We start from the raw sequence: 22,682 nt of genomic DNA on the forward strand, positions 1-22,682 counted from the left end.
GACTATGCAAGCCAATTTATTTAAAGCCGATACCCCTTTTAGAGTGGGTGAAGAATACTACATCATACAAGCGATGCACCCCGGTCAGTCCGATACCGAGTTGTTCTGTAAACCCTACGACCAAGAGACAGGAAAGCCTAAAAGTACACGAAACGCTTCAATTTTTAGTTCTTCAGAACTTAAGCGTATGATTTTTAATGAGGAAGCCTGTCTTCTCGACCCTCACTTACAACGTTTTACCTCGTTGAGTTTAACGGACAAGCAAATTCAGCAACAAGAGATGTGGCTAGAGTTTGTGTATTTTCACATTGATCGTTGCAAAGGGGTGAGGTTACAAGCCAACGACTTGGTAGACGAATCCATAGCATTGTTTGACTGGAATTCTTATGGCTACAGTCCTTACGGACGCAGCTCCTGCCAAGCAAAAATATCTTCATTTAGGCATTCGGAACAAGACCCTCGCTCCCTTGTTAATTGGGGAGGCTCCAGTGACAAGGGTCAGAGTCGCCTACCGGATGCTGTCGAGCTAGTCATATTAGAATACATTGTAGAAAAATATCTAGTTCGCAAAGGCGATAGGGAAAACTCAAAAAACAAAGTCGCTGATATTATTATTGATCGCCTAAGAGAACTAAGAGCAATTAACCCGAGCAAATACAACGTTATTCCCTCGAAGGCAACTATCTACAATCGTTTTGACGCTATAGAGCCCCTCAAGGCAGCCGAGAAACAATTAAGTAAGCAAGAACAAAAACGGTTACGGAGAAAACTAAAAAGTCAGTTGGTGGGCAACTATCCACTTGAGCGGGTTGAAATGGATGCTATATATGCTTCCATTGGCTTACTTGATGACGATGGTAAAACGTACCTCGGTAGTGTCGTTATTATGGTAGCTATCGATACATTTACACGAGCGATTGTCGGCTACTCCTTGGATGTAGGTGAAGGTGTCAGTGAATCCGCAGATTTGGCAATTGAATGTATAAAGAATGCAGTATGCGAAAAAGAGAATCCTGACTGGCCGATGCACGGTAAAATGACATATATAGTGCACGATGCGAGCACCTCCATCACCAGTAACCTCTTTAAAAAAACGGCTTTAGACTTTGGTGTTCGCCCCATCACAGTGCGCTCAAATGAACCATGGGCAAAGCCATTTATCGAGCGTTTTTTCCTAACTTTACGTATCGAGTTTTTATCTGAACTTCCGGGCTATCTAGGATCAAAAATATTTAGAGGAACACGACATCTTAACCCTGACGACACACTTAACAATCACGCCACACTCACCGTATCTGAATTCAAAGATAAATTTGAAGAGTTTATAACGGACTATTACCACGAGTCAGGACATGCGGGCCTGAACTTCCGCAGTCCAAATGATGTCTGGAGCGACCAAATCGCTAGGGGTTTTGTATTCCCCTGTGTACCTAATACGGTTAATGATATGGATAGTTACCGAGGGATTCAGGTGTCCGAACGAACTCTTAATGAGCTGGGTTACGTCAAAATTGAAAATGAGATATACCGAGACGACGCGCTAAAGAGTCTGTGGTTAAGAGGTGTTAGAAAGGTCACCGTTCAATATAGCAGGATTGGGGCTTCGTCAGTGGTCATTCCGGTCGACAATGCCGCCCACCAAAAAGAACTCGGCAAATCAATCATTATCGCTGAACGTCGTAATACAGAGTATCAACCGTTAACTTCACTTCGTTCCTCGTTGAATGTTGCACGCGAAGGGGTAAATAGCCATCTCAAAAAGAAAGAGAAAAAACGCTACACATTGGCTGGAGGTATTAAAAAAGTCTCTAAAAATTCGTCTTCTAAAGACGCGGATATCAATCCCGACCAAACAACTCAGCGTAAACCACGCAAGTTTGATAATACGAATGCCATCGATACCTCCGCTCCCGACGCCATAGAACAGTTCGATAAGGCTACAAAAAACTGGGCCAGTCAGCCAACAGCTAATTCGTCTGACACACCGTTAGCCCCTCCTAAAACCGATGTCTCTGTTAATGTTGGAGAGGAGCTATGAATAACATCAAGCCACTGCTAAATATCATCGAAGAACTGCCACATCGCAGGGTTACTACAGGTACTCTTAAAGAGGACATTCAGAACATTTTAAACGATGCTGATGATGCAATACTAACAGGGATTGGGGCGTGTGCCGTGGTCTCCGGAGAGTCTGGTTCGGGGAAAACCGTGTTGCTAGAAAAAGTTATCGAGCGATTTAATGCGATATATCAGTCATCGAAAATACCAAGTAAAGGGGTTTATATCCGCTCTCCTTCAAATATGAAGCCATTGGACTTGCTGCGTAAAATGCTTTCAGCTTTTGGCGAACCCGGTGAAGTCAGAGGGACAGAAGATGAAATGCGACGCCGCATTACAAAGCAAATTATCAACAAGAACATCAAATTGATGGTATTTGATGAATTTCAGCAAGTAGTCGAGAAGTTGGGTGAAAAGTCCGTCAGACAACACGCTGACTACCTTAAAGAGTTACTTGATGAATACAACTTATTCTTGGTATTTGCTGGTACACCACGCGTAACTGAAATCCTCAATGCGAATGAACAATTTGAATCGAGGTGCAATCGTGTTATCCACAAATCTTTAATGTCGGTCAGTACACCCGAAAGTTACTCGATACTGGCAAGCTACCTTACAACACTCCAGAGCGTCCATAAAATTGCAGGCACTGATTTGTCTCATCCATCGGTAGTGCTACCTATACAGCATGCGACAGGTGGAGATTTACGCCGCATAACACGCACTTTGGTGAAAGCTTGCCAGCATGCCCGTCGTGACAACCGCGACAAACTTAGCAAAGATGATTTTCAGGCCAGCTGGGTGCCCTCATCAACCGCTGGAAAGCGACAAGTCGTAAACCCCTTTCGCCGTCAACTTAGCGTATTGAAAAAAGATATGGGGGTGAGCTATGACATCTAATAATTCAACATTGCAGACGACTGCTTGGGGTGTATGTGCCGCGATTGCTGATTTTTATGGCTTTACATCACCAGCACGATTACTTTCCAGTGTAGGTATTACTCCACCAACAAGATGGTATGCGTATTCGCTAGAAACGATTGATTTATTGTTTGCAAATAAAACTATTGCATACGACGTGAAGTCCAATGAACTACTTAAGGACGTGTGTTACACATTCACATATCACAAGTACGCACACTCTCAGTCTTTGAAAGTGTGCAAGCATTGCCTAAAAGAAGGGGTACTTCACCACTTTGAATGGCAAGCTGTAGAAACGACAATGTGCAGCAAACATCGCACACCTCTAACTGAGAGCTGCTCCCATATGTACGTCGAAGACAGTTGGAGCGACTCCATTCGATGTAAAGCGTGCTGTATATCAATGCCAGAGACAGCAACTATGCCGAAGTATGAACGGTATCTCAATAGTCTTGGCAGCGATGAGGAGAAAGCCTCATTCATTTCTACGCTAGAAGTGCTGGCAGAACGTATGATCAGGCCTTTCGATTTCATACCTTCATCTATCCGCTGGACTAAGCTAGCCCCCTCACAAATTATGACTTTGCTTGAAGATGCTTTTTATCTTGGAGGGAATGAAAATTTGCTAGAGCTTTGGCAAAACCTAATATTGAACCATCGCGGCAATATAGAGATTTTAGGTCACGCCGCCACTCATATTGAGCTAGCACGTTTGCAGACTATTACCAAGAGGACTTGTTGGCCGCGACATAATGTTAAAGGAGGAAAAGTAGCCTATGAAAACCTACTGGTGAGTTACCATCAAGCCCCCATTCCAAGTGAAGTAATTTCTGAAAAAGTACGTCTTAGATACTGCCAGCAACCTGAAAGTTTCAGCTTTATGATCACCGGGGTGATGGCAGGTAAACTGTTAGGGGTGCCCCCAAAGATAGTTACCGAGCTTTTGAAATCAAACATTCTTAAAGGCATCCATGTTTGCCAGCAGCCGGACAAGCAATTACTCGATATTAGGGAATTAAAACAATTACTGTCGGGAAGTAACGTTGATAGCGCGCTCCAGAAAAATGATTACATTAATCTCAATGACATTCCGAATGTTATTTACGAACTATATGACTTAACACCTGAGACTGTTGCCAACAAAGCTTTGACCGGTGATTTGAAATCATTAGTACGCGTCAACTCAACAGTTCACTACATAAACAGCCTTCAAGTCTCTACAGAAAGTTTGAAATCACTTTTGAAGCAAGCGTGGGATAACTTGAAAGATTGTTCCATAACGAAAACTGCCAAAATACTACGGACAAACTTTCAAATTGTATGCGATTTGCTCGAGCAGGGTCTATTGAGGTCTCAATCAGATAACCCAAACCTGATAGACGCCGACTCAATTCGTAAGTTCGTTGATGAATACCTCTTGGTCAATCGGAAAGCGACATTTAGTCAATCGCGAAACATAGCGCAGAAAATTTCATCATGTTGCGATGTAAAACCCATACTTTCTACATATAGGAACCCTACCACAACTGAATTTGTCGTATTCAAAAAATCGGAACTGTCGCCTTGTTGTATTCAACATATTCCAAAGCGATTCGCGCATTTCGCAACCCCTCGGGTCGACTTGTCCAAAAACATTCGATTATTATTCAGCAACTTTTCGGAAGATAGCAATGAGCACCGTTATTCGTAAATACCTAGTGGCAACAACATCATGTCCAATATCTCAGCGGTCCCTGCTGGATTGGATGAAAACGTTAGAAGAAGTTGCGCATGAAAGGTTTATGTTGGCCGAAAACAACGCGACGGGTTATTTAACTATCGTGTTTACATGGAGTACTGGAACAGAAGACGATAATCAGGCCCGGACCTTTCAGAAATACTTACGGGAAATCATTGAGCTTATTGAAGGTATGCAGAAAGCCGATGGGCATAATCCAGTTTCAATGAATTTCCTATGCAGTGAAGACAATCAATTAGTATTGATAAACCCGTATCATCACACCTCGTAGGGTTAAAACTGGCAAACTAAAAATAAGATGCCTAATACAACAGAAACATTCGACTAATCCACATTTGTACAACTCGAACTTAAGTTCGCACAGCACTCCTGACTATTCGGCAAAAAGCTGAATTTTATTGATTACCTCAAAACCCAATTTTGCATAAAAGCCGCCTTCGATATATATTTAGGTATCAGTGTTGCCTTTTTTTTCACTTCCTGTGTGCGTAGCCCTGATATATTTTAAAGTGCCGTCTTTATTCCAAGCGAGTTCTGGAAAAATAGCTCCATTCCAGTCTTTTTCTAGAAACTTTTGAGACGAGCCATTAGAAACTCACCATCAGCTTCCCCCAAATATATAAAGCCGCATTCCAGCTTTGGATTGGAAAGCACAATTGATTGGGGTAATCGATTTTAATCATAATAAAAATTGTCTTTGAATTTAGACGGTTATATGTATCATTTTGCTTCTAATCGCAACTTTCTTTGATCTACATATCTTTCCAATTCTCAGATTTAAAAGTTATGAAAAAATTGTTAGAGAATAAAAGGGAAAACTAACCCGAGTTTGCAACATGTAAGAACATTTATCCGTCTATATTGAAATACTTTAAAAATCTAGACGTAAACATGGAAAAACGAATAACATTTCTCTTTTACTTATTAAGACGTAAAGGATATTTTTACTAGTTATTAAATTATCAATTAGTAAAACAGAACAAATACTCACTTTAACGTCGCATTGAGGTTGATACCATGTGTATATACAACGGCAAATACACAATGATAATAAGAAGCTTTCATAACTCAATGATGTCTTAGCAAAACAACTTTTATTGGGTTGATTAGTTAGATAGCTATTGACTCGATAACGCGGTGAATACTTGAATCGCTAGTACACGGAAAGCTTTAGTTAAGCAGTAAAAGGTTCAGAATTAATGAATAAAATTTTAATGACAGGCCACTTAGGATTGATTGGCCGTCATTTATCCCCCCTATTATCTCAACTAGGTTATGAAGTAGTTGGTTTTGATATTGCCGATGGAACGGGTGATATTTGTAATACAGGGCAGTTAAGCCAAGCACTCAATGAATGCTGTGGCGTAATACATTTAGCTGCTGTTTCGCGCGTTGTATGGGCGCAGAGCGATCCCGCAAAGTGCTGGCAAACTAATGCACTGGCCAGTGAGCAACTTCTCAAATTAGCTGCAAATAGCACACATAAACCTTGGGTACTGGTTGCCAGTAGCCGCGAGGTTTATGGCGAACCAAAAATTTTACCCGTCTCAGAAGCCATGCCTTTAGTACCCGTTAACATTTATGGCCGCTCTAAGCTGTACATGGAGGATGCCGCTTTAAGCGCACGAAGTGCAGGTATTAATACCGCCGTTGTTAGGTTAGCCAACGTGTATGGTTGCACGCTTGATCATGAAGATAGAGTATTACCCGCATTTAGTAAAAACGCCGCCTTAGGCGTTGATTTACGGGTTGATGGCTTTGAGCATTTATTTGATTTTACCCATGTAGATGACACCGTAGCAGGTTTAGTAAAAGCAATAACATTGCTGAGTGAAGGTGAAAAACAATTGCCACCCATTCATTTATTACCTGGGCATGGCACAACCTTAAAACAAGCGGCACACATGGCGATTAAAACAGCCAATAGCTCATCAACTATTGTTGAGGCGGCGTCTCGTGCTTACGATGTGGCTCGCTTTATTGGTGATCCGTCTCGTGCTAAATCGCTACTGGGTTGGCACGCGAGTGTTTTACCAGAACAAGGGATTGCAAGGTTAGTTGACGCATATAATAAAAAATTAAAATTAGGAGCGCATTCGTGAAAATATTAAAAGTGATACATGGCTACCCTATGTTGTATAACGCGGGTTCTGAAGTTTATTCTCAAACTATTTGTCATGGATTGGTTAAAAAAGGCCACGAAGTTCGTGTGTTTACCCGTGAAGAAGATGCATTTAGACCTGACGGTGATATAAGAATTAGCCACGACGCTGATGTGCCTGAAATTGCATTACACCTTGTTAATAACCCACGCCACAGAGATAGATATCGCTTAGCAATTATTGACCAAAAATTTGCCGAGTTATTAGATGAGTATTGCCCTGACATTGTACATATTGGTCATTTAAATCATTTATCGACCTCTTTGGTGTTTGAAGCTAAAAAACGCAATATTCCTGTTGTTTATACGTTGCACGATTACTGGTTGATGTGCCCGCGTGGGCAGTTTATGCAAATGCATTCTGCTGACGATAACCTTTGGGCTGCGTGTGACGGACAAGAACATAAAAAATGTGCCACACAATGTTATGCCCGTTACTTTTCGGGTGATAAAGAAGAGCTAGACCAAGACATTGCTTATTGGGAGAACTGGGTTGAACGCAGAATGCGCCACGTAAAAGAGGTTGTTGAGCAGGTTGACCTATTTATTTCGCCTGCCAAATATTTAAAAAACCGCTACGAAAAAGACTTTGGTTTACCAACCGATAAAAGCATTTACTTAGATTACGGTTTTGATCGTTCTCGTATGTTAGGCCGTGTTCGTGATGAAGGCGAACCTTTTACCTTTGGGTACATTGGTACGCATATTCCGGCTAAGGGTATTCACCAGTTAATTGAGGCATTTGGCAAAATAAAAGGCGATGCCATTTTACGTATTTGGGGGCGAGATAGAGGGCAAGATTCACGTGCTTTGCGTGCCATTGCAGCCATGTTGCCTCTCGAAAAACAAAACAGTATTCAGTGGATGCCAGAGTATAAAAACCAACACATTGCTGTTGATGTATTTAGCAAAACTGATGCGATTGTAACGCCTTCGGTTTGGGTTGAGAATTCTCCGCTTGTGATACATGAAGCGCAACAGTCAAGAGTACCTGTGATTACAGCTAACGATGGCGGTATGGGGGAGTACGTTATAGATGGCGTAAACGGCCTGACCTATGAGCATAGAAATGTTGATGCACTAGCTGAAAAAATGCAGGTATTTGTTGATGATCCACAGTGTGCAAGACAACTTGGAGAAAAGGGTTACGCATTTAGTGACGATGGAGAAATTCCATGCATAGACCAGCATATTATTGATTTAGAGGCTTGCTACAAGGAGTTAATGCAGTGAGGGAAACCGATTTTTGGCGCATTACCTTAGACACTAACCCTGATACCTGTAATTTAAACTGTGTTATGTGTGAGGATCATTCGCCTTATTCTGATAGCCCTAAATTGCGTAAGAAGCAAGGACGATTGCGAACTAATATGGATAGAGTGATGCTTGAGCAGGTGATCCGCGATGCGGCTGCAATGGGCATTAAAGAAGTGATCCCCTCAACAATGGGAGAGCCTTTACTATATACGCATTTTGATGTGTTTTTAGATTTATGCCATGAGTTGGGTTTATCGTTAAATTTAACCACTAATGGCACCTTCCCAAGCCCCGATAAACACCACAATGTTGAATACTGGGCTAATCGTATTGTACCTATTGGTAGTGATGTAAAAATTTCGTGGAATGGGGCAACCGACGCCACTCACAGTAACATAATGCTTGGTGCTCAATTAAGCGAACATATTGAAAATGCGAAACGCTTTATTGCTGTTAGAGACAGCTGGGCCGAGCGTCATTACTGTTCAATAACAATGCAGTTAACGTTCTTACGCAGCAACCTAGAGGAAATCCCTCAAATGGTTGATCTTGCTATCGCTCTGGGGTTTGACCGTATAAAGGGTCACCAGTTATGGGCGCACTTTGATGAAATAGCGACTGAAAATTTACGTAACGATATTGTATTTGCAGAGCGTTGGAATCAAATAGTTAAGTATTGTCATGAGCGTGTAGAATTACATAATAAAACCGCAATAAGACCTTTTAAGCTAGATAACTTTTCTGAGCTACACATAGACAATTTAGACGATATAGCACCGAATGGCCGCTGCCCTTTTTTAGGTAAAGAGATTTGGATTGATCCATCGGGTCGTTTTAATGTGTGTTGTGCGCCTGATCAAGAGCGTAAATCATTAGGGGAATTTGGCTCAGTTGCCGAGTCGTCACTCTTAGAGTTAGCACAGAGTGAGCAGTATGTTGAGTTGATGAATACATATCAAGATCACCCTTTGTGTAAGCAGTGCACTATGAGGCGTGTGTTATGAGTATATTAGCTAAACTCTTTGTTTCAGATGATGCTAGATACCACACTTTTGCTGATGGCACTCCAGCTTACCCCGCACGCTTTGATGAAGTTTTATCATTTCATGATATAGACAACGCCTATCAAGTTGCGCCTGTTTGTTTAAATAGCCAAGCGTGGCACATAAACGAAACAGGCGATGCAATTTACCCGCACAAATTTAACCGTACTTTTGGTTTTTACTGTGGCTTAGCCGCTGTAGTAGAAAACGATGATTGGTTTCATATATTGCCAAATGGCTTTACAGTTTATGCACAGCGCTATGCCTTTGTTGGTAATTATCAACAAAATATTGCTGTTGTATGTGATAAGGACGGTTTTTACTTTCATATTGATAAATTAGGCCAACCTCTTTACGAAAATAAATGGTTCTACTGTGGAGATTTTAGAGAAGGCATTGCCGTTGCTCAAGCTGAAAATGGCCTGAGTACGCACATTAATAAGCAAGGTCGGTTTATTCATTCTCATTGGTTTTTAGACTTAGATGTTTTTCATAAGGGGTTTGCAAGAGCAAAAAGTAATGATGGTTGGCATCACATTGATAAAAGTGGCAAACCTATTTACGCACAGCGCTACGCAAGTGTTGAACCGTTTTATAATGGGTTTTCACGCGTTGAAACGCATTTTGGCGCACTGCAAATTATTAACGAACAAGGCGATGTAGTTAGAGAACTTAGAGCTGCAAAGAATGATGATTTTGGAGCTTTATCTGCTGATATGGTTGGTTACTGGCGAACTTTTACTATTGCGGCAGCCGCTGATTTAAAAGTATTTGACTACTTACCTAACAACACAGCTCAATTAGCCATACACACAAACACGTTAGAAAAACGGTTAACTCGCCTGCTCAATGCCTTAGGGGAGTTAGGGTTGGTAAAGTGCAAACAAGACATTTGGCAAGTGTTACCCAAAGGCGCTTTTTTAAATACAAACCATGCTATGTCACTTGCCAGTGCTGCGATAGAGTACCGTGGGGAGTTAATGCAAAGGTGGTATAACCTCACGCAATTAATGCAAGAAGACATTAAAAGTGATGACATTTTTAAACAAGTTAGTTTGTCAGAAGAGCATACTGAAAGGCATCACAATATGCTGCGCAGCTACGCATTAAAAGATTATGAAGAGCTTGTTTGCTATTTAAATATTGAAAATAACGATGTCGTTTTTGATGCTGCGGGAAGCAATGGTTTATTAGCACAGCTTATTCTCAATAAGTTCCCCTCTACAGATGTTATTTTAGGTGACCTTGAAGGTGTTATTGATTCAAGTAACTTCAGTAATAAGGTAGCCTTTGACCTTTTTGAAACATGGCCTGTTAGAGTAGACAAAATAATGCTGGCGCGTGTGCTTCATGACTGGAACGATACAGATGCTTTGCAAATTCTTTTGAATGCAGAGGACGCATTACAAAATAATGGTGCGATTTATGTGTTTGAAATGTTACTTGATGAGTACAGTTTTGGTGGCTCTCTCTGCGATTTACATCTACTCACAGTGACAGGCGGACAAGAAAGGACGCAAAGCCAATTTGAAGCGCTATTTAAAAAAGCAGGGCTTTGCATTGATTCAGTTATTAACAAAGATGGCTTAGTAACTGTAATAAAGTTAATACGGACATAAATAAATGAAAAGAATGCTCATTGTAAGACATGCTGCGCGGCCCGATATTTTACCGAACACAGTGGGTAATGATGTAATGCTGACTGATGAAGGTATTAAGCAGAGTAAATTATTTGCTTCGCTAATAAGCGGTCAAGTATTGAGTATTAGTACCAGCCCTATAGGCCGATGTGTTCAAACTGCCGAATTAATAGCACAGGCCACTCATTTCAAACTTAATGATATAGAGCAGTGCCGCTTATTAGGCGATCCTGGTTTTATTATTAAAGATGGTGATTTAGCTTGGCAACATTGGCTGAAAAAAGGTAATGAAGCCGTAAATTTACATTTGCTTTCGGGTACTGAATCATGGGATGGTTTTTATGATTTAAACGATTCGGTTGCTCGTATTTTTAGTGATATAAAAGCGCTGTTAAGTAACTCGGCAGATGGAGTACATTTATGGGTTACTCACGACACTATATTAGCCACCTTAGCGGCTCGTATAGGAGAGAAGCGATTAACGCTTCAAGATTGGCCTAACTTTTTGGGTTATTTGGAAATAAAACTGGATAAGAGTCGGATTCAAGTAAAATATTCCCAAAATCCTAACTTTGAACTCGTAGAAAAAAGTGCGTTCCAAATCTAGTTATGACAATAACATCCAGATACCGACTGATAACTTGAAGTGAGCTCAGTGCTTCTCAAATATCGAAAGCCAAAAAAATGTTTAGAACGAACTTTGAATAAATAGCATAGCTTATTAAACTCCAACTGCATCCGCGCTCAAAAATCCATGCTCGATAAAACATAAAATATTGGCATGAGTATGTAGCTCAGCTTCCCCACTGGACGTTAGCTAAATTGTTGGATCAAACGCTTCTTGACCCGCCTTAGCTTTACTTTGATCCCCGAAATCAATTCCCGTATCTGCAAAGTCTTGCGCAGAAATGTTATGTAAGTTATCAGTACACACGTCCCCACCTAGAGATTGGATCACTTTGCACATCTCTTCCACTTTGGTGTCCATTTGATGCATATGCTCAAGCATGATGCCCATTGCATTGGCGACAGGATCTGGATTATCAGGTGCAACAGCGTAAGCATCGAAACCGTATTTTTCCGCAATTTTATTGCGGTTAGGGTTAACCCGCGCAGCATCACTTTGTTGCTTAGAGATAATAATACGCCCTGGAATACCCACTGCAGTGGCACCTGCTGGTATATCTTTTACCACTACGGAATTTGAGCCAACTTTGGCATTTTCGCCTATGGTAATAGGACCAAGTACTTTAGCGCCCGCGCCCACTACCGCGCCTTTTTCTAAAGTAGGGTGACGTTTCCCCGGCGTCCAACTTGTACCGCCTAATGTCACTCCGTGATAAAGCGTTACATCGTCGCCCACTTCTGCGGTTTCGCCAATCACTACACCCATACCGTGGTCGATAAATACACGGCGGCCTAACGTTGCTCCAGGGTGTATTTCTATACCCGTTAACCAGCGACTGAACGTAGACAAGGTTCGAGCCAACCACTTCCAATTAGCTTTCCACAATTTGTGACTAACACGATGCAGCCACACCGCATGTAAACCTGGGTAGTTGGTTAAAACTTCGAAGGTATTTCGTGCCGCAGGGTCACGATGAAATACCCCTTGAATGTCATCTTTAATTCTGGAGAACACAAGTGCCTCGCCTAGTTTCGTAATTAGTTATTTTCTTTATCTTCGTTTGAGTCACAAGTTAGAGCATTATCGGCTTTCACCGATTTATCAATAGATGCCAAAATACCACGTAAAATATTAAGTTCTTGCGACTCAGGACGCGCGCGATTGAACAAGCGGCGAAGCTTAGTCATTACTACGCCAGGGTGGCTTTTACGGATAAAAGACGTACTTTCTAAAGTGGATTCAAGGTGTGTATAAAAACGTTCTAAATCTTCATTAAGCGGGTAGGTATCTTCGGCTGTTGGCAAGGCTTCTTTATTTAGGTAGGCCATACGAATTTCGTAACATAAAGTTTGTACCGCAGCAGCTAGGTTAAGCGAGCTGTATTCTGGGTTTGCCGGAATACACATATGGAAATGGCACTGCTGTAACTCTTCATTGCTCAAGCCACTATTTTCTCGACCAAAGACTAATGCTACTGGGAAGTTACTCACTTCTTGCACTAATTTTTCGCCACATTCGCGCGGGCCAAGCATAGGCCAAGAGTGGGTTCTAGAGCGGGCTGAAGTACCCACTACTAAGCCACAATCAGATACGGCTTCTTCTAAGGTGTTCACTATTTTTGCGTTGGCTAACACGTCCCCTGCCCCAGCAGCCAAAGCACTTGCTTGGCCATCAGGCTCATGAACAGGGTTAACTAAATAAAGGCTACTCAAGCCCATGGTTTTCATTGCTCTTGCGGTAGAGCCAATGTTGCCAGTGTGTGATGTACTCACCAAAATAATGCGAATGTTCTCGAGCATGCTTTTTTAATACCTGTAGCCTCGTCAATATTGAGCGAATAATAGCACAATGGCGGTATAGATGGCTAACTGTAGCCTAGGGTTGATGCTTTGATTACCTTATAGATGTGCGGTGCTGCCCATATTTCATTTGCATCACTCGGCCATTCTGGTTAAGATGCGCGCGTTTTGAACACCTTGCCCAGTTGAGACTTGCGGATAACGCATGTTGAACTAATCTTTGGTCAAGGTCTGTTCTTTGGTCTTTTACAATTGGTGGTTTATCTATGCATCCTATGCTGAATATTGCGGTGCGCGCAGCGCGTGCGGCTGGCACAATTATTGTTCGTGGTTTCGAAAAACACAACGAAGTAGCAACTGAATCTAAAGGCGCTAACGACTTCGTTACGCAAATTGATAAAGAAGCTGAACAAGCTATTATTGCTAAAATTCAGCAATCATTCCCAAATCACTGCTTTTTGGGCGAAGAGTCTGGTGAAACTGCCGGTGCAGACACTGACTTTCAGTGGATTATCGACCCGCTAGATGGCACCACCAATTTCATTAAAGGCATTCCTCACTTTGCCGTTTCTATTGCATTACTTCACAAAGGTCGTCTAGACCAAGCTGTTGTATTCGATCCTATCCGAAGCGAATTATTCACCGCAAGCCGTGGTCAAGGTGCTCAGTTGAATGGTTACCGTATTCGTGCGTCTAAGCCTCGTGATTTGAATGAAACGATACTTGCCACCGGTATGCCGTTTAAGAACAAAGCAAAATTTGGTGAGTATGCGCTTAGCCTAAACAAAATCTTCCACGAATGTGGTGATATTCGCCGTGCGGGTAGCGCAGCGTTAGATTTAGCTTATGTTGCCGCTGGCCGTCACGACGGTTATTGGGAACGTGGTATTAAAACGTGGGATATCGCAGCGGGCGAATTGATTGTTCGTGAAGCAGGCGGTCTAGTCACCGACTTTAAAGGTAACAACGACCCTCTGTATAGTGGTGAAATTGTTGCAGGTAGCGCCAAGGTTGTTCAAGGTTTAGTTAAACACTTAAAATAAGTTTACTACCTACATTAAAATGTTGATTGGAAAGCGGTGTCACTACACCGCTTTTTTTGTTTCTGATATTGTTGTCGCACCTTCGTGATGACCTTCGTGATAAAAAGCGCAAGCCGTTCTCTCACTTTTACTGTCACTGCCACTATCAAAGCGCCTTTCATTTTCGATCTTTGCTTTTTGTACCTTCAAGCCGAACAACAACCGCGTTATAGCATTTCTTTTTACAAGCTCAAATGTAAGTGCACAGCCAATTAGCGTTACCAGCAATATCAGTACAAATTGAATACTTATGGGTAAACCTACTGAGTGCAGGTAATAAGCAGCCATTACAATTAGGGTTTGATGCATTATGTAATATGGCAGCACTGCGGTATTTAGGTACTTCACCCACGCTCTTGGTTTGTTTAGATATCGCTTACCAAACCCTAATATTGCCGCTAACCATGCCCAATGATTCAGCACTACAATGTAGCCTACTATCACTTTAAACCACCAGAATTCAGCTATCCAATCTCCAACGGGGCCTAACACGTCATGCCTATCGGCGATGATAAGCGAATACATGCATAACGCCACCAGCACGCTTACGTAGCGAGTGCGCTCTAGTGCTTGCCACAGCCCTGGCTGCAAGATAACCACTGCGCCAATTACCATCACCCAAAAATACTTAGCATGACTGTACCAATCATTAAGTAAATCATGAGTGGTCGGATACTTACTACGCAGCAATAACCAGATGGCGACCATTGCGGTGCAGGTCACAAATGCAAAAACGGCAATGCCCATTGAGGACTTTCGTACTTGAGCAATTAGAGGAAATAACAACACGAGCAAAATCGAATACACCCACAAATACGGTAGAAACCAAAGATGATTCCAAGTGAGTAGGCCTATGTCAGAATGGCGCTCGGTAAGCCACTGGGTATTGGGGTTAATGTATCCTTCATAGAACTGCATAAATGAGGTATCAATCACCCCATTAACGGTCCACTCAATGTAAACTTGTGGGGCAACGATCACAAACATGCCAAATATCAATGGAATTAATAAGCGCTGTGTTCGCTGGGCTATTAACCCACCAGCACGTTTAAAAAACAAAATCGGCCGAAGCCCAACGCGAGTCAACAGCACCGTAAGTACCATTGAAGAAATTAAAAACAACAGTGACATTCGCCATTGGCTCGTTAAAACCATCACGTCTTGTAACCACGCCTGCGGATGATCGCTTTTGATATGCCACCCCCACTCCAAAACGTAATACATGCCAATGTGATACAAAATCAAAACACCAAATGCAATAACCCTTAGCGCATCAATGGAATGGTATCGGGCTCTTTCTTCGCTGTTTAGTCCTCCGCTATTTAATACTTGCGTCATTACTGCTTGTCCTATTCAATAATGTGGTTACGAAGTTTGATTTAACGAAGAATTTTTCACTCGCACTAGCGGAAAGTGACGAAAGAATAGGATTTAAGGGGTAAGCGGTGGGTAGAAGGGATGAAAAACTCAGTCAGTTTTTTCGGGATACCGAGCGCTACCATCAATGGGCAGCGTTTCTATTGTTGGTATTTTATTTATTTGTGAACAACTCTATAAACGCGGCTTCTGATTGGACTGAATTAACAAGAGATCCTAATAATACAACTCACTTGTGGGAACCTTATTTATGGGAGTACACCAGTGCACTGGCTACCGCACTGATGGTTGTTCCTCTTATACTATTGGTTCGAAAACTTGATGGCTGCACTTATGGAGCAAAAGCATGGCTTGTATGGCATTTTGTGTTCGCGAGTTTATTCTCACTCGCACATGTAACCTTGATGGTGACATTCCGCGAAACTGGCTATTTACTGTCTGAGAAAGAATACGATTTCGGACCGCTGGCCAGTGAATTTTTCTATGAGTACCGCAAAGATTTATGGGGTTACATTACCCTAATCACATTTTACTACATCATCATGTTCAGCTATCGCAGACTTATAGGTGAAGCCTCTATTATTCGCGAGCATAATACCTCTGAAAAGCATGGTTCTGATGAAGAGCATTCTCCATCCATGCCCAACAATTTGTTGGTGAAAAAGCTTAATAAAGAATTTTTGGTAAAACTGAGTGACGTATATTGGATTGAAGCGTCGGGCAATTACATTAATCTACACACAATAAAATCTACCTTCCCGTTAAGATATACCATGAAGCAGTTCTGCGAACACGCGAGTGAAAAAGGCTTTGTACGGGTTCATCGTTCCTATGCTATTCAAAGCGCACTTATAGATAACATACGATTTGAAGACAGCGGAGATGGTATTGCCGAACTACTAGATGGCACGTATGTATCGGTATCTAGGCGTTACAAAGAGGCGCTGAAAGCGCGTTTAACCCCTACGGCCTAAATTGAAAATATAAAAAAAGCTAGTCAGTAGCTGACTAGCTTTTATGTATTAAAAAAGAGGTGTTAGTTTTTAAGTTTGTCCTATGGCATAGGATCCAAATCCGCCCCTTCTTTTTCCACCTGTGGTGGCATCAAGTCTTCTTTGCTGATACCCAGCGACAACGCCACTGAACTTGCAATATAAACTGATGAATACGTACCAACAACAACACCAAACAATAATGCAGTAGCAAAACCGTGAATGAGTGCGCCACCTTTATAGAACAAGGCAATTAACACTAATACCGTGGTGAGTGATGTAATGATTGTACGATTCAAAGTTTGAGTAAGCGAAATATTGATAATATCAATTGGCTCGCCCTTACGAATCTTGCGGAAATTCTCACGAATACGGTCACACACAACGATAGTATCGTTTAGCGAGTAACCTATTACGGCGAGTACCGCCGCTAATACCGTCAAATCGAACTCAAGCTGTAATATTGAGAACAAGCCTAGTGTTAAGATAACGTCGTGAGCAAGAGCCGAAACAGAGCCCAATGCAAAGCGCCATTCAAAACGCATCGCTACGTAAATCAAAATACAGATAAGTGCTACCAGCATGGCTAGACCACCTTGCTCAGTAAGCTCTTCACCCACATTTGGCCCCACAAATTCAATACGACGCATATCAACAACGGTACCATCGGCGCGAAGTGCTTCTAGCACTTGCTCACCAATAGTCGCTGCTTTTACACCATCACGAGGGGCAATACGAATAAGTACTTCATGGCTACTTCCGAAGTTTTGCACAATAGCATCTTCGAATTCAGCGTTATTAAGTAACTTACGGATAGATTCTAAGTTCGCTGCATCTTCGTAACCTACTTCAATAAGGGTTCCGCCAGTGAAGTCTAACCCCCAATTTAAGCTATTTACGCCTAATGACACAAAAGAACCTAAAATAAGAAGTGTAGATAACACCATAGCAGGCATGCGAAGACGCATGAAATTAACGGTTTCGGATAAGTTTAATAGCTGCATAATTTGCTCCTAAATCGCCAATTTCTCTACGCGTCTGCCGCCCCACACTGCGTTAACAATTACGCGTGTAACCAAAATGGCAGTAAACATAGATGTTGCAATACCAATCATCAGCGTAATAGAGAAGCCTTTAATTGGACCGGTTCCCACTGCAAACAAAATAAGCCCAGCAAGGAAGGTAGTAATATTGGCATCAAGGATGGTAGAAAATGCACTGTCGTACCCCTGATGAATAGCTTGTTGTGGACTACGTCCATCTCGCAATTCTTCTCGAATACGCTCAAATATCAGCACGTTGGCATCTACTGCCATACCGACGGTAAGTACGATACCCGCCATACCTGGTAATGTTAACGTAGCCCCTGGGATCATAGACATAATGCCTACTATCATCACTAAGTTAGTGATAAGAGCAACATTCGCCACAATACCAAACGCCTTGTAGTAAATAAGCATGAAAACAAGCACAGCAATTACGCCGTAAACAATCGCCTGTGTGCCTAGCTCAATATTTTCTTTACCTAAGCTTGGCCCAACTGTGCGTTCTTCAACAATTTGAATAGGCGCAATCAATGCTCCGGCACGGAGTAACAAGGCTAAGTCACGGGCTTCTTTCGGTGAATCTAGACCCGTAATTTGAAATTTACTGCCTAACTGTGCACGAATAGTAGCTACAGAAATAACCTGTTCGTGCTTTTCAAATATTAGCTTGTCGTCTTTGTTACGCTCGCCGTTCGACTTGTATTCAATAAATACCGTAGCCATCGGCTTACCAATATTGCCTCGAGTTGAGCGAGACATTTTATTGCCGCCCTCAGAATCAAGAGAAATATTAACGTTAGGCAAACCGTACTCATCAACACCGCTGTTCGCATCAATGATGTGGCTTCCGGTAAGCATGATGCGTTTTTCAAGAAGCTGAGGAATGCCTTGCTGGTCTTCAATAACTTGAGATCCAGCAGGTACGCGGCCATTTAATGCGTCACGTACGTCGTTTTTCTGGTCAACCATTCTAAATTCTAACGTTGCCGTTGCATTTAGAATTTCTTTTGCGCGAGCGGTGTCTTGAATACCTGGAAGTTGCACAACAATGCGATCAGCACCTTGCTTTTGAACCAAAGGCTCAGCAACACCTAACTGGTTAACACGATTACGAATAATCGTAATGTTTTGCTTAACCGCATTCTCGCGAATCTCTTGAAGTTTAGCTTCAGAGAAAACCGCGCGAAGGACTAAATCATCAGTTTGGTTTAACGTAAGGTCACGATTTTGATTGCGTAGGAAGAACTCTGCTTTATCTAAGGTTTCTTCATCGCGAAAGGTAATTTCAACGTAGTCGTCTTTTTGCGTTACACCACGATAGCGAATGCCTTCTTCACGAAGAGAAGTACGAAAACCGCTTTCAGCATCTTCCAATGACTTGGTGATCACTTCGGTCATGTCCACTTCCATTAAGAAATGAACGCCACCGCGTAAATCCAAACCTAGTTTCATTGGCGTACCACCTAGCCCTTCAAGCCATTCTGGCGTATCAGGTGCAAGGTTCATTGCCACGAAATAATCGTCGCCAAGAACATCTTCTAACACTTCACGGGCAACTAGCTGAGTATCTGAATCTGAAATTCGAACAAGAATTTGTTCGTCTTCAAATTCGATGCGTTTGGGGGTAATGCCTTTAGCCGACAACGCAGACTCAACTTGGCCTACCATCGACTCGGTAACGACAGCATCACGACCGGCAGAAATCTGCACCGCGTGATCTTCACCGTAAATGTTGGGAAGTGCATAAAGTGCGCATAGTCCAATGACGATAAGCGTACTTAGCACTTTCCAGATTGAATTTTTATTTAGCACTGGATAGTTCCTTTCGTGCCAGTACCGGGAAGGTCCCGGCCCCGGCGTTTCTCAATTACAGCGACTTCATAGTGCCTTTAGGCAAAACAGCAGTAACAGATGATTTCTGTACAACGATGTTGTTAGTGTCGTTTAGTGAAATTTCGATGAAATCTTTTTCATCAGACACTTTAGTAATACGACCAACAATACCGCCTTGCGTTAGTACTTCATCGCCTTTACCCAGTGAGGTAACTAAGTTTTTATGCTCTTTTACACGCTTCGCTTGAGGGCGATAAAGTAGGAAGTAAAAGATTAAACCGAACACGGCCAACATGATGATCATTTCCATGCCACCGCCTTGTGCAGCGCCGCCAGAAGCTTGCGCATGTGCGCTTGAGATAAATAGGCTCATAAAATTCCCCAATTATTTTCGTTGTTATAGTGCCGGAACCGGCATATTTTTTTGTTCATAGAAAGTGTGTACGAAATCGTCCAACGAATCTGCTTCAATAGCATCGCGAAGACCTTGCATAACACGTTGGTAGTAGCGAAGGTTATGGATGGTGTTTAAACGCGCACCCAAAATCTCATTACACTTATCTAGATGATGTAGATAAGAGCGAGAATAGTTTTTACAAGTGTAACAATCACACTTTTCATCAAGGGGCGAGGTATCGTTGCGGTGTACCGCATTACGAATTTTTACCACGCCATCGGTAACAAATAAGTGACCGTTTCTAGCATTACGGGTTGGCATAACGCAATCGAACATATCGATACCACGGCGAACCGCTTCAACGATATCTTCTGGCTTACCCACACCCATTAAATAGCGGGGCTTGTCTTCTGGAATTTGTGGCGCAGTATGATCAATAATTCGAATCATATCTTCTTTAGGTTCACCCACCGATAAACCGCCAATGGCATAACCGTCGAAACCGATGTCTTCAAGGCCGGCTAACGATACATCGCGCAAACCTTCGTACATGCCACCTTGAATAATACCGAACAACGCGGCAGGGTTGTCACCATGTGACGCTTTGCTTCGCTTAGCCCAGCGCAGTGACATTTCCATCGATACTCGCGCTTCCTGTTCAGTAGCAGGATAAGGCGTGCACTCGTCGAAAATCATGACAATGTCGGAGCCTAGATCGCGCTGCACTTCCATTGATTTTTCAGGCGTAAGTAAAATCTTTTCGCCGTTAATTGGCGAACGGAAGGTTACCCCTTCTTCAGTAATTTTACGTAAGTCACCTAAACTGAATACTTGGAAACCACCTGAATCGGTAAGAATAGGTTTGTCCCAATGCATAAAGTCATGCAGGTCGCCATGCTGGCGAATAACGCCTGTGCCTGGGCGCAACATCAAGTGAAACGTATTGCCAAGGCAAATATGCGCGCCACTGTCCTCTAACTCTTCAGGGGTCATCCCTTTTACTGTGCCGTAGGTACCTACAGGCATAAATGCCGGGGTTTCTACCACACCACGATCAAAAACCAAACGTCCACGTCTGGCTTTACCATCGGTTTTTAACAACTCAAATTGCATGTAAAGCGTTCCCAATCAAGCGCGCCTTCTGGCGCTGGGTCAAACGAAATTGCCGGCGATTATACCAGTTATTCTGGTGAGATCATGCCCAATACGCATGTTTATCGTTAAGATAAAGAAATTGGAAGCTCATCCCCTTCCCTATTCTCGCAAATAACACTTTTATATCGGTTATCAACTAGGCTTTTTCAATAAACATACTGTCGCCGTAACTAAAGAAACGATATTCTTTTTCAATAGCTTGTTCATAAGCGCTCATCACGTTTTCTCTGCCTGCGAAGGCACTAATTAACATCATGAGGGTCGATTCAGGTAAATGAAAGTTAGTGAACATGGCATCAACCACTCTAAAGGTAAAACCTGGGTAGATAAAAATTTCGGTATCTGAATAAAACGGCGCAATGACAGGATTTTCAGTATCGCCATTGTCAATCGCTAGTTCAGCGCTGGCTTTAGCTGCTGATTCCAACGAACGAACCGATGTAGTCCCTACCGCAATAACTCGCTTGCCATTCGCTTTAGTTGCTAATACGGCATCAACCACGTCTTGGGATACTTCAGCGTATTCAGCATGCATTTTATGCTCTTCAATATTTTCCACCCGCACTGGCTGAAAAGTCCCCGCGCCAACGTGCAAGGTGACAAAGGCTAAATTCACGCCCTTTGCTTTTAGTGCGGCCAACATATCGTCATCGAAATGCAAGCCTGCAGTTGGGGCCGCTACTGCTCCTGGCGTTTCGTTGTATACCGTTTGATAACGTTCTTTGTCGGTAGACTCATCAGGGCGGTCTATATAAGGAGGCAATGGCATATGGCCATACTGTTCTAATAATGAAAGCGCCGTCTCTTCATGGTCAAAGCGTAATAGAAACAAGGCATCGTCACGCCCTTCAACGGTAATATTCACATGCTCCTCTAGCAATAAGCGAGTGCCGGGTTTTGGTGCTTTGCTCGCTCGTACATGCGCAAGGGCGGTGTGCTCAGTTAAAATACGCTCAATAAGCACCTCAACTTGGCCACCGGTTTCCTTTTTGCCCAATAATCGCGCTGGGATAACCCGAGTATTGTTAAAAACCAGTAGGTCGCCGCTGTCCAGTAACGACAGCATGTCATTGAACATGGAATGCGTAACAGTGCCAGTTTTGCCATCTAACAGTAGTAAACGACTGGCCGTTCTACTTTCAGTGGGATACTTAGCAATAAGGTGCTCGGGAAGCGTAAAACGGTAATCTGATAATTTCATATTGTATTAACTTTGCTGGTGCCATAATTAACTAAAGGATTAAGACCAAAGTCTTATATTAAGTAAATTTAAGTTACCACTCGAAAAGGCAACTTTGAGTAGAACACACATTTATAAACTTACCCAACACCATTCAAACACTTACTTCCACTAGCCTAAAGTAGAGATGTATAATTTCCAATACCTACTTATAGGACACAATACGGTTAAATATCATGCAGCGATAGAAGAAAAAACCTTAAACGGTTAAGATACGTTTCAGATAGTGATGATGTTCTCCCTTAACATTCCTTATCTTAGACCCGACATTTGTCGGGTTTTTTTTCGCTCATTTATTGCTCATCGTCAATCATG

19 protein-coding genes are annotated in these 22,682 nt (G+C 42.4%); 11 read left to right on the forward strand and 8 right to left on the reverse strand.

What is annotated here, in order from left to right; translation table 11 throughout:
- Positions 1–4: 4 nt before the first annotated feature.
- The 9 genes from Q4561_RS04300 to Q4561_RS04340 all read left to right on the forward strand — a co-directional run bounded on the left by Q4561_RS04300 (position 5) and on the right by Q4561_RS04340 (position 11,425).
- Positions 5–2,038: a hypothetical protein gene (locus Q4561_RS04300; protein ID WP_303457826.1), complete on the forward strand. Its 2,034-nt coding sequence runs from the start codon at positions 5–7 to the stop codon at positions 2,036–2,038.
- Positions 2,035–2,958 carry an ATP-binding protein gene (locus Q4561_RS04305; RefSeq protein WP_303457827.1) on the forward strand — a complete coding sequence of 308 codons (924 nt, stop codon included), beginning with the start codon at positions 2,035–2,037 and terminating at the stop codon, positions 2,956–2,958. Before Q4561_RS04300 ends, Q4561_RS04305 begins: the two co-directional genes overlap by 4 nt.
- A complete protein-coding gene (locus Q4561_RS04310) occupies positions 2,948–4,669 on the forward strand; it encodes a hypothetical protein (protein WP_303457828.1) in 1,722 nt (573 codons plus the stop codon). The genes Q4561_RS04305 and Q4561_RS04310 overlap by 11 nt, the downstream gene beginning before the upstream one ends.
- Entirely contained in the window at positions 4,650–4,988 is a 339-nt protein-coding gene (locus tag Q4561_RS04315; protein WP_303457830.1) for a hypothetical protein, read from the forward strand. The genes Q4561_RS04310 and Q4561_RS04315 overlap by 20 nt, the downstream gene beginning before the upstream one ends.
- Before the next feature lie 928 nt (positions 4,989–5,916).
- Positions 5,917–6,819 (forward strand): NAD(P)-dependent oxidoreductase, encoded by a 903-nt coding sequence (locus Q4561_RS04320; RefSeq protein ID WP_303457832.1) that lies wholly within the window; start codon positions 5,917–5,919, stop codon positions 6,817–6,819.
- The gene (locus Q4561_RS04325) at positions 6,816–8,111 is read left to right on the forward strand and encodes a glycosyltransferase (protein WP_303457834.1); all 1,296 of its coding nucleotides are present in this window, start codon (positions 6,816–6,818) and stop codon (positions 8,109–8,111) included. The genes Q4561_RS04320 and Q4561_RS04325 overlap by 4 nt, the downstream gene beginning before the upstream one ends.
- Positions 8,108–9,139 carry a radical SAM/SPASM domain-containing protein gene (locus Q4561_RS04330; protein ID WP_303457836.1) on the forward strand — a complete coding sequence of 344 codons (1,032 nt, stop codon included), beginning with the start codon at positions 8,108–8,110 and terminating at the stop codon, positions 9,137–9,139. The genes Q4561_RS04325 and Q4561_RS04330 overlap by 4 nt, the downstream gene beginning before the upstream one ends.
- Positions 9,136–10,797 carry a methyltransferase gene (locus tag Q4561_RS04335; RefSeq protein WP_303457838.1) on the forward strand — a complete coding sequence of 554 codons (1,662 nt, stop codon included), beginning with the start codon at positions 9,136–9,138 and terminating at the stop codon, positions 10,795–10,797. The genes Q4561_RS04330 and Q4561_RS04335 overlap by 4 nt, the downstream gene beginning before the upstream one ends.
- A 4-nt stretch (positions 10,798–10,801) precedes the next feature.
- Positions 10,802–11,425 carry a histidine phosphatase family protein gene (locus Q4561_RS04340; protein ID WP_303457840.1) on the forward strand — a complete coding sequence of 208 codons (624 nt, stop codon included), beginning with the start codon at positions 10,802–10,804 and terminating at the stop codon, positions 11,423–11,425.
- Positions 11,426–11,635: 210 nt separating this feature from the next.
- Here the strand turns inward: Q4561_RS04340 and cysE are convergent, their stop codons facing one another.
- Both cysE and trmJ read right to left on the reverse strand, forming a co-directional pair.
- Positions 11,636–12,460: a serine O-acetyltransferase gene (cysE, locus tag Q4561_RS04345; RefSeq protein ID WP_303457842.1), complete on the reverse strand. Its 825-nt coding sequence runs from the start codon at positions 12,458–12,460 to the stop codon at positions 11,636–11,638.
- Between the two features lie 23 nt (positions 12,461–12,483).
- Complete coding sequence (gene trmJ / locus Q4561_RS04350) at positions 12,484–13,245, reverse strand: tRNA (cytosine(32)/uridine(32)-2'-O)-methyltransferase TrmJ (RefSeq protein WP_303457844.1); 762 nt, start codon at positions 13,243–13,245, stop codon at positions 12,484–12,486.
- A 266-nt stretch (positions 13,246–13,511) separates the two neighbouring features.
- Here trmJ and suhB point away from each other — a divergent pair, with 266 nt between their 5' ends.
- Entirely contained in the window at positions 13,512–14,288 is a 777-nt protein-coding gene (gene suhB / locus Q4561_RS04355) for an inositol-1-monophosphatase (RefSeq protein ID WP_303457846.1), read from the forward strand.
- A 42-nt stretch (positions 14,289–14,330) separates the two neighbouring features.
- On the opposite strand, the gene Q4561_RS04360 is transcribed toward suhB, so the two are convergent.
- Positions 14,331–15,665, reverse strand: a complete 1,335-nt coding sequence (locus Q4561_RS04360) for an acyltransferase family protein (protein ID WP_303457848.1) — start codon at positions 15,663–15,665, stop codon at positions 14,331–14,333.
- A 107-nt stretch (positions 15,666–15,772) separates the two neighbouring features.
- Between Q4561_RS04360 and Q4561_RS04365 the strand changes: the two genes are divergently transcribed.
- Entirely contained in the window at positions 15,773–16,678 is a 906-nt protein-coding gene (locus Q4561_RS04365; RefSeq protein ID WP_303457850.1) for a LytTR family transcriptional regulator DNA-binding domain-containing protein, read from the forward strand.
- An 80-nt stretch (positions 16,679–16,758) separates the two neighbouring features.
- Here the strand turns inward: Q4561_RS04365 and secF are convergent, their stop codons facing one another.
- The 5 genes from secF to queA form a co-directional block, all read right to left on the reverse strand.
- The gene (gene secF, locus Q4561_RS04370; RefSeq protein WP_303457852.1) at positions 16,759–17,700 is read right to left on the reverse strand and encodes a protein translocase subunit SecF; all 942 of its coding nucleotides are present in this window, start codon (positions 17,698–17,700) and stop codon (positions 16,759–16,761) included.
- A 9-nt stretch (positions 17,701–17,709) separates the two neighbouring features.
- Complete coding sequence (secD, locus tag Q4561_RS04375) at positions 17,710–19,554, reverse strand: protein translocase subunit SecD (RefSeq protein ID WP_303457854.1); 1,845 nt, start codon at positions 19,552–19,554, stop codon at positions 17,710–17,712.
- Between the two features lie 55 nt (positions 19,555–19,609).
- Positions 19,610–19,948 (reverse strand): preprotein translocase subunit YajC, encoded by a 339-nt coding sequence (gene yajC, locus Q4561_RS04380; protein WP_303457855.1) that lies wholly within the window; start codon positions 19,946–19,948, stop codon positions 19,610–19,612.
- A gap of 24 nt (positions 19,949–19,972) precedes the next feature.
- Positions 19,973–21,085, reverse strand: a complete 1,113-nt coding sequence (tgt, locus tag Q4561_RS04385) for a tRNA guanosine(34) transglycosylase Tgt (protein WP_303457856.1) — start codon at positions 21,083–21,085, stop codon at positions 19,973–19,975.
- Between the two features lie 178 nt (positions 21,086–21,263).
- Positions 21,264–22,328, reverse strand: a complete 1,065-nt coding sequence (gene queA / locus Q4561_RS04390; protein WP_303457858.1) for a tRNA preQ1(34) S-adenosylmethionine ribosyltransferase-isomerase QueA — start codon at positions 22,326–22,328, stop codon at positions 21,264–21,266.
- Positions 22,329–22,682: the final 354 nt, after the last annotated feature.

The organism is Alteromonas sp. 1_MG-2023, assembly GCF_030547075.1.
Classification (GTDB): Bacteria; Pseudomonadota; Gammaproteobacteria; order Enterobacterales; family Alteromonadaceae; genus Alteromonas.